12 protein-coding genes are annotated in these 13,431 nt (G+C 59.3%); 7 read left to right on the forward strand and 5 right to left on the reverse strand.

The features are described 5' to 3' along the window. Window positions 1-62: 62 nt before the first annotated feature. From rimO to GZ093_RS00245, 3 genes are all read right to left on the reverse strand, one after another. The gene (gene rimO / locus GZ093_RS00235) at window positions 63-1,457 is read right to left on the reverse strand and encodes a 30S ribosomal protein S12 methylthiotransferase RimO (RefSeq protein ID WP_296480387.1); all 1,395 of its coding nucleotides are present in this window, start codon (window positions 1,455-1,457) and stop codon (window positions 63-65) included. A gap of 34 nt (window positions 1,458-1,491) precedes the next feature. Continuing rightward, a complete protein-coding gene (gene phaR, locus GZ093_RS00240; RefSeq protein WP_296480390.1) occupies window positions 1,492-2,025 on the reverse strand; it encodes a polyhydroxyalkanoate synthesis repressor PhaR in 534 nt (177 codons plus the stop codon). A 277-nt stretch (window positions 2,026-2,302) separates the two neighbouring features. After that, the gene (locus tag GZ093_RS00245; RefSeq protein ID WP_296480395.1) at window positions 2,303-2,590 is read right to left on the reverse strand and encodes a late competence development ComFB family protein; all 288 of its coding nucleotides are present in this window, start codon (window positions 2,588-2,590) and stop codon (window positions 2,303-2,305) included. Window positions 2,591-2,862: 272 nt separating this feature from the next. Between GZ093_RS00245 and GZ093_RS00250 the strand changes: the two genes are divergently transcribed. From GZ093_RS00250 to GZ093_RS00275, 6 genes are all read left to right on the forward strand, one after another. Further along, window positions 2,863-3,174, forward strand: coding sequence for a transcriptional regulator (locus GZ093_RS00250; RefSeq protein ID WP_296480398.1), 312 nt, complete (start codon window positions 2,863-2,865; stop codon window positions 3,172-3,174). A gap of 99 nt (window positions 3,175-3,273) precedes the next feature. Continuing rightward, window positions 3,274-3,627 (forward strand): FKBP-type peptidyl-prolyl cis-trans isomerase, encoded by a 354-nt coding sequence (locus tag GZ093_RS00255; RefSeq protein ID WP_296480401.1) that lies wholly within the window; start codon window positions 3,274-3,276, stop codon window positions 3,625-3,627. Window positions 3,628-3,793: 166 nt separating this feature from the next. Then, window positions 3,794-4,357: a nucleotide exchange factor GrpE gene (grpE, locus tag GZ093_RS00260; RefSeq protein ID WP_296480404.1), complete on the forward strand. Its 564-nt coding sequence runs from the start codon at window positions 3,794-3,796 to the stop codon at window positions 4,355-4,357. Window positions 4,358-4,442: 85 nt separating this feature from the next. Then, window positions 4,443-6,398: a molecular chaperone DnaK gene (gene dnaK / locus GZ093_RS00265; RefSeq protein ID WP_296480407.1), complete on the forward strand. Its 1,956-nt coding sequence runs from the start codon at window positions 4,443-4,445 to the stop codon at window positions 6,396-6,398. A 97-nt stretch (window positions 6,399-6,495) separates the two neighbouring features. After that, window positions 6,496-7,635, forward strand: a complete 1,140-nt coding sequence (dnaJ, locus tag GZ093_RS00270) for a molecular chaperone DnaJ (protein WP_296480410.1) — start codon at window positions 6,496-6,498, stop codon at window positions 7,633-7,635. Between the two features lie 123 nt (window positions 7,636-7,758). Continuing rightward, the gene (locus GZ093_RS00275) at window positions 7,759-9,123 is read left to right on the forward strand and encodes an MBL fold metallo-hydrolase (RefSeq protein ID WP_296480413.1); all 1,365 of its coding nucleotides are present in this window, start codon (window positions 7,759-7,761) and stop codon (window positions 9,121-9,123) included. 13 nt (window positions 9,124-9,136) lie between these two features. Here GZ093_RS00275 and GZ093_RS00280 read toward each other — a convergent pair whose 3' ends face one another. Further along, a complete protein-coding gene (locus GZ093_RS00280; protein WP_296480416.1) occupies window positions 9,137-9,532 on the reverse strand; it encodes a hypothetical protein in 396 nt (131 codons plus the stop codon). A 237-nt stretch (window positions 9,533-9,769) separates the two neighbouring features. Continuing rightward, window positions 9,770-11,023 carry an iron-containing alcohol dehydrogenase gene (locus tag GZ093_RS00285; protein ID WP_296480418.1) on the reverse strand — a complete coding sequence of 418 codons (1,254 nt, stop codon included), beginning with the start codon at window positions 11,021-11,023 and terminating at the stop codon, window positions 9,770-9,772. A 197-nt stretch (window positions 11,024-11,220) separates the two neighbouring features. Here GZ093_RS00285 and GZ093_RS00290 point away from each other — a divergent pair, with 197 nt between their 5' ends. Beyond that, window positions 11,221-13,353, forward strand: coding sequence for a dehydrogenase (locus GZ093_RS00290; protein WP_296480422.1), 2,133 nt, complete (start codon window positions 11,221-11,223; stop codon window positions 13,351-13,353). Window positions 13,354-13,431 lie beyond the last annotated feature (78 nt).

The raw sequence follows: 13,431 nt of genomic DNA on the forward strand, positions 1-13,431 counted from the left end.
CCAAAAGCCGCCACGTGGGCAGTGGCGCCTGGTTTGTCCTGAAATGTTCCAAGCGTTGAATCTTAAAACGGCTGGGCCACGAGATCGTGCCCCTGGGCGCCGACAATGCGCGCTTTGGTAAATTCACCAACTCGCAAAGTCTTGCTGATTTTCTCCGGTGGCAGCAGTTTCACCACACCATCAATCTCAGGCGCATCGGCATAGGAGCGACCCACGCCGCCTTTTTTGCCCAAACCCGGCGCCGAATCGATGAGAATCTGCATCGTGCTGCCAATGCGCTGCCGCAGTTTGGCGCTTGACACCGCCTCCGCCACTGCCATGAAGCGTGCGCGCCGCTCTTCACGCAGTTCAATCGGCAACATACCGCCAAGCTCATTGGCAACAGCGCCCTGCACCGGGCTGTAGGCGAAACAACCGGCCCGGTCAATTTGCGCCTCACGCATGAAATCGAGCAGATGCGAGAATTCTTCTTCCGTTTCACCGGGAAAGCCCACGATGAAGGTACTGCGAACCACAATGTCGGGACAGAGTTCACGCCAGCGCTGGATGCGTTCCAGATTTTTCTCACCGCTGGCCGGGCGTTTCATGCGCTTGAGCACATCCGGATGGCTGTGTTGCAGCGGCACATCCAGGTAGGGCAACACTTTGCCTGTGGCCATCAAGGGCAACAGATCATCGACGCTCGGGTACGGGTAGACATAGTGCAAACGTACCCAGGCACCATACGGCTGCGCCATCTCGCCCAGCGCGGTAGCGAGTTCCAGCAGACGGGTCTTGATCGGTTTGCCGTCCCAGAAGCCGGTACGGTATTTGACATCCACGCCATACGCCGACGTGTCCTGACTGATCACCAGCAACTCTTTCACACCGCCTTCAAACAGGGCGCGTGCTTCTTTCAGCACGTCACCAATCGGGCGCGACACCAGATCACCACGCATGGACGGAATGATGCAAAACGTGCAGCGGTGGTTGCAGCCTTCACTGATCTTGATGTAGGCGTAATGGCGCGGTGTGAGCTTGATGCCCGCCACCCCAAACGCATTGGGCACCAGGTCAACAAACGGGTCGTGCGGCTTGGGCAGGTTGGCGTGCACGGCGTCCATCACCTCCTGCGTGGCCTGGGGGCCGGTCACGGCCAGCACGCTGGGGTGCATTTGGCGCACCAGGTTGCCACCGCCCTCAGTGGATTTGGCGCCCAGGCAACCGGTGACAATCACCCGGCCGTTTGCGGCGAGTGCCTCACCAATGGTGTCCAGGCTCTCCTTGACCGCATCGTCGATGAAACCACAGGTGTTGACGATCACCAGATCGGCCCCCTGAAATGTCTTGGAGGTTTGATAACCCTCGGCACTCAACTGCGTGAGGATCAGTTCGGAATCGGTCAGCGCCTTGGCGCAACCCAGGCTGACGAAACCGACTTTGGGTGCCGTATTGCTTTTTGTAATAACTTCGCTCATAAATAAATAGTTAGTCCCAACAATCGCAGGTAGCTCAGCGTTTTATACCAAAAGCGCCCAGCATCTGGCCGGTCTGCTTTTGCATCTGTTCCTGCATTTGTTCGAACAGGTTCTTGGATTGCTCCAGTTTTCCGCCCAACATGCCCTGCAGCACCGGCGACTGCAAGGCCATGAATTGTGTCCACATTTCTGGTGACAACCCTTTGCTTTGCTCTGCAAATTTGGCCTGGACGTCCATCAGCTGCTGCATGTTTTTTTCCAGGTAGCCGCCCATAAAACCCTGCATCGCATGGCCATAAAAACGGATCACACTGGCCAGCACCGGCGCGGTGAACATGGGAGAGTCATTGGACTCCTCTTCCAGAATGATTTGCAGCAGAATGCTGCGCGTCAGGTCTTCGCCGGTTTTCACATCGATCACGACAAAGGGCTCACTCTCCATCACCAGGCGTTTGACTTGGGCCAGGGTGATGTAACTTGACGTGTCGGTGTCGTAGAGGCGCCGGTTCGGGTATTTCTTAATAATGCGCTGGGCGACATTGGTCTCAGCGGCTTTTTTGGATGGCATGTGGTTCCCTTTGGCTCAGATCTAAGCTGAAATAGCTTTATTGCGCTGCAGCACATTTCAGGGATCAGGCCAACACCCAAACCCCGCGGTTTCCCCTGAGGCCAAGTGCAGTCAAGGGCGTTTACCTGGCGCAATGGGGCCGGAAGCAATCAAAACAATAGCGCGGATTTTACCCTCTCCGGAAACAACACGGTCCAACAGGCGCCCCATACCCGGAAAGCGTCAAAGAATCCAGACCTACAACCTTGAGCCCGTCACACGTCAAGCAACAGAAGGGTCAACCCAACGCCTGGCGCTTGGCAACCCGATCGCCCACAAATCCAAAAGCAAAATTCAGCCCTTCGGCCATGGATTGTTCGATGGCATGGCGTTCATGCTCAGTCAGATAGAACATCATGTCCACATCGTGCCTGACATAACGCGCGGGCAAACGGTTCAATGCGACACAGGCCACATCAGCCAGCATGTCGGACGTGAAATCCGGGTGCGCCTCGGCCTGCTGGGCGACTGCCTCAAACACCAGCCGTTCGTAATAGTTGTGCACCTGTTCAAAATTGATAACCATAAATCCTCCCAAAAAATGCCAGACATCAACCGTTCAACAGAATCACCTTAGCAGTTCCCCTTGCCCCTGACAAGAAAAAGCCACGGGAAAATGAGGAGGAAACGCGCTGTGACCGGGGCACCAAAGCGGATGACAGCTATGAAACATGTAGCAGACTTCAATCTGCGCTATAGTTTCGACTCGCGCCGGGTAACCAAGGCCATCAAATGACGATGACTTTCGCCAGTTTAAGACGCCCGTCAATTAATTAATGCCAACAGGAGAGCTGTCTCATGAGTACCAAAGAAAATGCCGCAATCGGTCAACTGCTTGAACTTCTCGAGTCGCGTTATGCCATTCGGGTTCTGTGGGCCTTGCGGGATGGTCATGCGCAGACTTTTCGATTGCTGCAAGACAGCGTCGGCACCATTACCCCCAACACACTGAACACCCGTATCAAGAATATGCGCGCGGCCGGGCTGCTCGATCATGGCAATGACGGCTACGTCGTCACAGCCCTGGGAGCCGATCTACTCAAGCGCCTGGCCGACCTGCCGGCCTTTGCCACCAAATGGGCGGCCACCCAAGCCAAGAAAGACATTTGAATATTCTGATCTGCTAAATTTATTTAGAGATTAATGGCTGTAGCCCCCGTCGCACGGGCGCATACAGCTATCTTTTTTGCATCTAACAAGGACTCCATCATGACAACAACCTCCTCCGGGCTTCAATACGAAGACACTGTGATCGGCTCTGGCGCGCAGGCAACCAAGGGCCAAAGCGTCACCGTTCACTACACGGGTTGGCTTTATAACGACGGCGTCCAAGGTGCCAAGTTCGACTCCAGCAAAGACCGCAACGACCCGTTTGTGTTTTCGCTCGGCGCCGGTATGGTCATTCGCGGTTGGGACGAAGGCGTGGCCGGCATGCAGGTGGGCGGCGCACGCACCCTGATCATCCCGGCGGCGCTGGGCTACGGCGCACGCGGTGCCGGTGGTGTCATTCCGCCCAACGCCACCTTGAAGTTCGACGTCGAACTGCTCGGCCTGTCGGGCTGACCTGCTGCGCCACCAAGCGCTGACCCCGCGGCCCGAACCGGCCGCCAGTTGCCGGATCTACGCCCGAGCGAGCTTGCCGTCGGCGCGTCGTGCACTAATGCGCTCTTGAATTGTTCGTGTTCGGCCCCACGTCAGGGGTTTAGCATTTCACATTTGCCTTATCCGTATGTCTGAAACCAATCCAAACCCAAACACCCCACCCGCTTCCGATTACCGGAGCACTGAAGAAATGGTCGCCGCACAGGCCGCCTATGAGGGCGATGCGTTGGCAAAAGCGCAAGCCGACCTGGCTGAGCTGCAAGCCAAAAGCGCCGAACTCGCCGACCAGTACCTGCGTGCCAAGGCCGAGGCCGACAACGCCCGGCGCCGTGCCGATGACGAAATCTCAAAGTCGCGCAAGTTCGCGGTCGAGGCTTTTGCTGAAAGTTTGCTTCCGGTGGCAGACAGCCTGGAGGCGGGCCTGATCATCAAGGACGCCACCAACGAGCAGATTCGCGAAGGCGCCCAGGCGACCCTGCGCCAACTGCTCGCTGCACTGGAGCGCAACAAAGTGATGCCCATCAACCCCCAGCCTGGGACGACCAAATTTGATCCGCATCAGCATCAGGCCATCAGCGTGGTCCCTTCTGAATTTGAGGCCAACACCGTGGTCACGGTGCTGCAAAAGGGCTACGCCATCGCGGATCGTGTGCTACGGCCTGCACTGGTCACCGTCGCCGCACCAAAATAATTGACAACCAGGTGGTCACGGCGGCTTGAAAATTTTCTGCTTGGCCACACGTTAAAAACATCTGAATTTCACTGAAGGAAAAATCATGGGAAGAATCATCGGCATCGACTTGGGCACCACCAACAGCTGCGTCGCCATCATGGAGGGCAACACGCCCAAGGTGATCGAGAACTCTGAAGGCGCGCGCACCACACCGTCCATCATTGCTTATCAGGAAGACGGCGAAGTGCTGGTCGGCGCCTCGGCCAAACGCCAGGCCGTGACCAACCCGAAGAACACGCTGTACGCCGTCAAGCGCCTGATTGGCCGCAAGTTCGCCGAAAAAGAAGTCCAGAAAGACATCGACTTGATGCCCTTCAAGATTGCCGCTGCTGACAACGGTGACGCCTGGGTGGAAGTGCGCGGCAACCGCATGGCGCCGCAACAGGTCAGCGCCGACATCCTGCGCAAGATGAAAAAGACCGCCGAAGATTACCTGGGTGAAGCCGTGACCGATGCCGTCATCACGGTGCCGGCCTATTTCAATGACGCCCAGCGTCAAGCCACCAAAGATGCGGGTCGCATTGCCGGCTTGGACGTCAAGCGCATCATCAATGAGCCGACCGCAGCCGCACTGGCTTACGGCTTGGACAAGAACGAAAAGGGTGACCGCAAGATCGCCGTCTATGATTTGGGTGGCGGCACTTTTGACGTATCGATCATTGAAATTGCCGATGTCGATGGCGAAAAGCAGTTTGAAGTGCTGTCGACCAATGGCGACACCTTCCTGGGTGGTGAAGACTTTGACCAACGCATCATCGACTTCGTGATTGCAGAATTCAAAAAAGACCAGGGTGTTGACCTGGGCAAGGATGTGCTGGCCCTGCAGCGCCTGAAAGAAGCCGCCGAGAAGGCCAAGATTGAACTCTCCAGCAGTGCCCAGACCGACATCAACCTGCCTTACGTGACGGCCGACGCCTCCGGCCCAAAGCACCTGAGCATCAAGCTCACCCGTGCCAAACTTGAGTCGCTGGTCGAAGACCTGATTGAACGCACGATTGCGCCTTGCCGCACCGCGATCAAAGACGCTGGCGTCAACGTGGCCGACATTCACGATGTGATTCTGGTCGGCGGCATGACGCGCATGCCCAAGGTGCAGGAAAAGGTCAAGGAATTGTTCGGCCGCGAGCCGCGCAAGGACGTGAACCCGGACGAAGCCGTGGCCGTCGGCGCTGCCATTCAAGGCCAGGTGCTTTCGGGCGACCGCAAGGACGTGCTGCTGCTTGACGTGACACCCTTGAGCCTGGGCATTGAAACGCTGGGCGGTGTCATGACCAAGATGATCACCAAGAACACCACCATCCCGACCAAGTTTGCGCAGACGTTTTCGACCGCTGATGACAACCAGCCGGCTGTGACCATCAAGGTGTTCCAGGGTGAACGCGAAATCGCCGCTGGCAACAAGATGCTGGGCGAATTCAACCTCGAAGGCATTCCACCGTCAGCGCGTGGCACGCCGCAAATTGAAGTGTCTTTTGACATCGACGCCAACGGCATTCTGCATGTGGGCGCCAAGGACAAAGGAACGGGCAAAGAAAACAAGATCACCATCAAGGCCAATTCCGGCCTGACGGAAGCCGAGATTCAGCAAATGGTGAAAGACGCTGAACTGAACGCGGCCGACGACAAGAAGAAGCTTGAACTGGTGCAAGCCAAGAACCAGGCCGATGCCAGCCTGCACAGCGTGAAGAAGAGCTTGACCGACTACGGTGACAAGCTCGAGGGCGGCGAAAAGGAAAAAATCGAAGAAGCCATCAAGCACCTTGAAGAAGCCCTCAAGAGCGACGACAAGGCATCGATTGACGAGAAGAGCACCGCCTTGATGACTGTCAGCCAGAAGCTCGGTGAAAAGATGTATGCCGACCAGCAAGCCAAACAAGCAGCTGAGGCGGGTGCTGCCGGCGCAAGCGGACAAGCGCCCGACGGTGCGCAAGACACTTCAACCCAAGCAGCTGACGACAATGTGGTCGATGCGGATGTGAAAGAAGTCAAAAAGGGTTGAGCGCTTGCGCTGGACATTGTTGTAAACACTGAAAAGGGGCGCCGCGTTGAATATCGATTCAACGCGGCGTTTGCGTTGAAACCAGGCACTCAAAGACATGGCTAAAAGAGACTACTACGAAGTCCTGGGCGTTCCCAAGAACGCCTCTGACGAAGAAATCAAAAAGGCTTATCGCAAACATGCGATGAAGCACCACCCGGACCGCAATCAGGGCGACACGTCCAAAGCCGCCGAGGAAAAATTCAAAGAGTCCAAGGAAGCCTATGAAATGCTGTCGGATCCGCAAAAGCGTGCGGCCTACGACCAGCACGGCCATGCCGGTGTCGATCCGAATATGCGCGGCGGACCCGGTGCGGAAGGCTATGGCGGCTTCGCCGAAGCCTTTGGCGACATTTTTGGCGACATGTTTGGTCAGCAGCGCGGACGCGCTGGCGCGGGCGGCGGGCGCCAGGTCTTCCGTGGCAGCGACCTGAGCTATGCCATGGAAGTGACGCTGGAAGAAGCGGCGCGGGGCAAGGATGCCCAGATCCGGATTCCGAGCTGGGAATCGTGCGACGTCTGCCATGGCAGCGGCGCCAAGCCCGGCACCCAGGCCAAGACCTGCGGCACCTGCAGTGGCTCGGGCGCCGTGCAAATGCGCCAGGGCTTTTTCAGCGTGCAGCAAACCTGCCCGACCTGCCGCGGCACGGGCAAGGTCATTCCCGAACCTTGCACCGCCTGCCACGGACAGGGCAAGATCAAGAAGCAGAAAACGCTGGAAGTCAAGATTCCGGCCGGTATCGACGGCGGCATGCGCATTCGCAGTGCCGGCAACGGTGAGCCCGGCACCAATGGCGGCCCCGCCGGCGACCTCTACATCGAAATCCGGCTGAAAAAGCATGACATTTTCGAGCGTGATGGCGATGACATCCATTGCTCGGTGCCGATCAGCATCGTCACGGCTTCGCTGGGTGGTGAAATTGATGTCCCGACGCTGGCCGGCAAGGCCGCCATTGATATCCCCGAAGGTACCCAGACCGGCAAGCAGTTCCGCCTGCGTGGCAAAGGCATCAAAGGCGTGCGCGCCAGCTACCCTGGCGATCTGTACTGCCACATTCTGGTGGAGACACCGGTCAAGCTGAGCGAACACCAGCGCAAGCTGCTGCGCGAGCTTGACGAGTCGCTGAAAAAAGGCGGCAGCAAACATTCGCCCAGCGGCGACAGCTGGACGGACCGGCTGAAAAGTTTTTTCAGTTGATGAAAATCACGTAGCGTCCAAAAAACTGACGCCTCAGAAAATGCCACGAAGGATTTTGATGTCCTCGTGGCATTTTTTTGTGCATAGTGTGGGCGTGACATCACTTGAGCGGGACATTTCCACATGAGCGTCAACATTACTTTTCTGGGAGGTGCTGGCACCGTCACCGGTTCCAAGTATCTGGTGCGCCACGGCGCCGAGAGTCTGCTGGTGGACTGCGGTCTGTTTCAGGGCTACAAGCCGCTGCGCCTGCGCAACTGGACCCGTTTGCCCGTCGCACCGAACCAGATTGATGTGGTACTGCTCACCCATGCCCACCTGGACCACAGCGGCTACCTGCCGCTGCTGGTGAAGCAAGGCTTCTCGGGCCATGTGCACGCCACCAGCGGCACGCGCGACCTGTGCCGCATCCTGCTGCCCGACAGCGGTCACATCCAAGAAGAAGATGCCGCATTTGCCAACCGCCACGGTTTCTCCAAGCACGCGCCCGCCCTGCCCTTGTACACCCGGCAAGACGCACTCGATTGCCTGCCCCGGTTGAAGGCGGTCGACTTTGGCAAGACCTTCCAGCCGATCCCCGGCTGGCGCGCCACCTTCTCCTCGGCCGGGCATATTCTGGGTGCCGCCAGTGTGTTGCTAGAAGTGGCCGGACGGCGGATTTTGTTCTCCGGCGACCTGGGCCGCCCCGACGACCTCATCATGAATCCCCCGGCCAATGCGCCAAACGCCGACACGGTCTTGATCGAGTCCACCTATGGCGACCGCGAACACCCCAAAGAAGACGTGCTGGACGAACTGGCGCCTGCGCTGCAGCGGTTAGCCAAACGTGGCGGTGTGGCCGTGATTCCGGTGTTTGCAGTGGGACGGGCCCAAGCCCTGCTGCACGCAATTCATCAACTCAAGCTGCGCGGCGACCTGCCCACCTCACTGCCGATTTTTCTGGACAGCCCGATGGCCGTCCACAGCACCCATTTGTTTGAGCAGCATCTGGGTGAACACCGGCTCAGCAGCAAGGAAAGCCACGCCCTGACGCGCTCGGCCACCATGGTCAGCAGCACCGATGAGTCACGTGCCTTGGCCAGTCGGCACGGCCCGATGGTGATTCTGTCGGCCAGCGGCATGGCCACCGGCGGGCGGGTGCTGCATCATTTGGCCCACCACGCAAGCGATCATCGCAACATGATCATCCTGACCGGGTACCAAGCACCCGGGACCCGTGGCGCGACCATTGCCAGTGGCGCCAAGTCGGTGCGCTTGCACGGTCGCGAGGTTGAGATCAATGCCGAAGTTGTGCAATTGCAGTCAGCCTCCGCCCACGCCGATGCCAACCAGCTGTTGGCCTGGCTGCGCACCATGCCCCAAGCGCCTAACCAAGTCTACGTGGTGCACGGCGAACTGGGCGCATCTGATGCACTTCGCCTGCGCATCAAGCATGAGTTGGGCTGGCGGGCCAGCATGCCCGAACACGGTTCGACTTGGCCGACTTGAGCCATCGCCCAAGTTATTGGCCGGGCGTCACCATGATGCTTTTGCGCAGGACCCCACCAGCCTCGACACCGCTTTGGACATTGCCCTCACCGAGAATGCGCGCCTGGCAAGCAATGCGATCGTCACCCTGGTGGGCATCACAGCGCCGCAGCGCATTCTGTTGGTACTGATCAGGGGCCCCGGCGAGGGCACCGCGGCGGGCGGCGGCCAAAGCGTTTTTTGCCTCCAGGCGGCAGGTCGCGCGATCCTGGTTTGATTGTCCGCTGGCGCACGCGGCCATGTCCTGGCGGTAGCGCGCCTGTGCGTCGCTTGGGGCACTGGGGCTGGCCGCCAGTGCGGCTGTGGCGCCCAGCACGGTGGCCGTTGCGGCAAGAACGAGATTGCGAATTGAAAGGCGAATGCGGGTCATGATGAAATCCTTTGTTGGACGGGTTGACAAATGCGGCGGTCTCAAGCGTGGAGCGCTTATGAATACCGATGGGCGCATCAAGCGGCGGATCGGGTGGCTCCACGGGTACGGCTCAAGATTAAGACCAGAATCCTGCGCTGTCTGTGCGCTCGCGTACCGAAGCGGAAATCATCCCAAGTCGATCATCGCTGACGCCACTGGAAAAGGCACCGGATTGAAGACGTCAGCCAGAACCCGTCACGGCCGCATTTTCGATTTTTTGCGTGCAGCGGGCTTGGGCAACACGGCGCGAAGCAGGGCCTCACAGCTTTCCACTGACATATAACGTGGCACCGGGTAATTGATGTCCGCTTCACGGCAGGCGGCTCTCGCCAACGCGGGAATGTCCGCTTTGCGCAGCTGGTTCAGTTGGCGGGGAATATCAAGGTCGCGGCTCAACGCGTCGATCGACGCCAGAAACTTCTGCGCCAGCACGTCCTCTTGCTCCCCCGAGGTCCCCACTTCGGCCTGCAGCGCCAGAACCGCGAGTTTATCGTTGACGGCAGGGCTGGAGAACCTCAGAACATGCGGCAGCATGATGGCATTGGCCAGACCATGCGGCGTGTGGTATTTGCCGCCGAGTTGATGGGCAATGGCGTGGACATTGCCAACATTGGCTCGTGTGAATGCCAGGCCGGCATAGGTCGCCGCCAGCGCCATTTGTTCGCGCGCTGCGAGGTTGTTGCCATCCCTGTAAACAGTACGCAAATTGTGATAGATCATGCGCACCGCGGCCAGCGCCATGCGATCGGAGTCGTCGGTGGACCAGTGGCCGATGAAGGCTTCAATTGCATGGGTCAGCGCATCCATTCCGGTGGCGGCAGTGACATCGCGTGGCAGCCCGGTCATCAAGACGGGGTCCAGGGCCGCCATCTTTGGCACGATGCGGGTATCCGCAATCACCAATTTCTTCTTGTTTTCAAGGTCGGAAATGACAGCGGCCACGGTCACTTCAGAACCGGTGCCGGCGGTGGTTGGCACAGCATAGATGGGGACGGGTGCGTGCAAGCCCCGGAAATACCCGGCCAGGCTGCGCGGCGACTTGTGGTTGGCCGCCGACAGCCCGATGGCCTTGGCGGCATCCATCGCCGAGCCGCCGCCAAAGGCCACGATGGCGTCACAGCCCTCGGTCTTGAAGACTGCAATCCCCTTCTCGATCAGCGGGATGGGCGCGTCCTGGGTGATTTCATCAAACACCACAAAGGCCGTTCCGCCTTCGGTCAAGGCCTGGGTCAATCGATTCAGCAAGCCCAGACCGGAGACGATGGGGTCGGTGACGATCAGAACCTTGCGATGACCAAAGCCGCACACAGCCTGTCCCAGCCGCGCACTTGCGCCGGGTCCCACCAGCAGGGTGGGCTGCGGTATGGGCATTAGTCGCGTCACCAGACCCGCCGCCCGCATGACGGCCGAAAGCCCGACCGAGCGCCCCAGGTCCGCGATCAGATTCATGGTCAACATCGTTCTCCTGGTTGCGCCTGGTGGCCCCGGCGCTCAGAACTTGCCGCAAAACCAGCCAGTTGCGTCTGCCGAGGATTCAGTGAAATATGTCCAATTGAATGACAAGGAAGAAGGTAGCGGGTTGATCATGATCAACCCGCGAATCCGTGGCCCGCGGCAAAGTGGAAATACCTTCACCGGACGGAGACATGAAAAGAGTCGTCAGCATCAGCCTGGGCGCGCGTGCCCAGGATTTTGAGTTTGTTGCGCCCTTCATGGGGCAGCAAATCAGTGTTCAGCGCCTGGGCACCGACGGCAGTACGAGCAAGGCCGTGAAACTGCTGAAACACTGGGAGAAAAGAGCCGACGTGCTGGGCTTGGGGGTCGCGAAAGACAGCTACAACGTCGGCTCCCGCCACTACATTGACAAAGACAGCGCCCGCATGGCAGGCGTCGTCAAGCGCATCCCGGTGACCACCGGGGGTCCCTTGAACGACATCCTGCAGGAATGGGCCTTGCGCCATGTGCAGATCAAGCTGGGCAATTATTTCGACAACGCCCGAACCTTGTTTTTTTCCGGCATGCGCAACTACAAGCTGGCGACGTGCATGGCGGAGTACAGCCAGAACCTGCAGTTTGCCGATCCGCTGCTGCAGTTCGGGGTGCCCAAGCTCCTGACCTCGCTGAAGACCCTGGAGCTGTATGCCGCTGGTGCGCACTACGTATCCGACTGGGCGTTACCCCATGTGATGACCTGCGCCCCCGTCAAGCAGTGGAGCCGCTTCGTGCTGGGCAAGGCGATGCAAGAGGCGACCGTGATCGTGGCACCGGTGCATGAACTGGACGATTTCAGGGCGGAAGAACTGGCTGGCAAGACCCTCATCACCACGTCGGTCAATGAGGAGCGGTTGGCTCAATTCAAGGAGAAAGGCGTCCACTTGGTGATTGATGGCGCGCCCAGAATGTTCGAGCACGTACTGGGACCCAATATCCTGGATGCCATGATCATCGCCGCCAGCGGCAAGGACCCACAAGATCTGCTGGAGGACGATTACCTGGAAATCATCACCGACCTTCAGATGGAACCACGCCTTCTCTACCCGGGCGGATTCAAGCGCATCAACCGTTTTGCCTTCGTCATCCATCCCCTGTCGCAGGAGTATTTCAAGGTGGTCAAGCCCATCGAGTTGCTGTCGCAGGTGTCGCCTCCCCTGTTCATGGACTCCCTGGAAAAGGTGCTGGCCTATGCCCCGCCCTTTGTTTATTCAAGGGTGACGGGGATCAAGTCGCCCACGGGTGTGGAAGCTGAGGGGTGGCTGATTTCTGTCGGAGGAACACCCAGGGAGATCATGGCCCACAGCCCCGAATTTACCTACCGCCGCTTGCTGGCCGCCGCCGATATGGCCAAAAAGCTGGGCGCGCAGATCATGGGCCTGGGCGCTTTCACCAAGGTGGTGGGCGATGCGGGGCTGACCGTCGCCAAACGCGCGCCACTGCCCATCACGACGGGCAACAGCTACAGCGCCTCCGGGGCGCTGTGGGCCGCACATGATGCCCTGCTGCGCTTGCGGTTGCTGTCTGTGCCCCCGAGAGGACAGAAAGTGCAGTTCAAGGCGATGGTGGTCGGTGCCACCGGGGCTATTGGCTCGGTCTGCGCCCGCCTGCTGGCCACGTTCGCCGAGGAGCTTTACCTCGTCTCCCCCGAGACCGCCAAACTGCTCTCGCTCAAGGACTCCATCCTGAAAGAGACACCGGACGCGCGGCTGTTTCTGTCAGCCCGGACCGACAAGGACATTGCCGGCATGGACATGATCGTGACCGCCACCTCCGGCGCCGGCAAGAAGGTGCTCGACATCATGAAGGTCAAGCCCGGCTGCGTCATCACCGATGTGGCGCGCCCGCTGGACCTGCCGCCCGAGGAGGTCGTTAAGCGCCCGGATGTGCTGGTGATCGAATCCGGTGAAATCCAGCTGCCAGGGGATGTCCAGATGAAGAACATCGGCCTGCCCAAAAACTTGGCCTATGCCTGCCTGGCCGAGACCATCGTGCTGGCGCTGGAGGGGCGGTTCGAGAACTACACGGTCGGCCGTGCCATCGAATGGGAAAAGGTGCGCGAGATCTACCGCCTGGGCCTGAAGCATGGCATGAAGCTGGCGGCAATCTCCGGCGTCAATGGGGTGTTTTCCGATGCCGACATTGAGCGTGTGCGCGAGCTGGCCTTGGCGGCGCGTGCCAGAAAAGCGCGGACAGCCCGAAAAGCGGGGGCCGTCAAACCGGTGGCCCCAGCGCGGAAAAAACCGGTAACCGCCGTGAAAAGAAAACCGAGGCTGCAAGCCGGATAGATGCCGGCCTGCCATCCACAGCGGCTTCGCCGTGGCCGCCGATGCCCCACCAGCCCAAGACCGAGACCGGAATCCTGC

It is taken from the genome of Rhodoferax sp., from assembly GCF_010365055.1.
Classification (GTDB): Bacteria; Pseudomonadota; Gammaproteobacteria; order Burkholderiales; family Burkholderiaceae_C; genus Rhodoferax.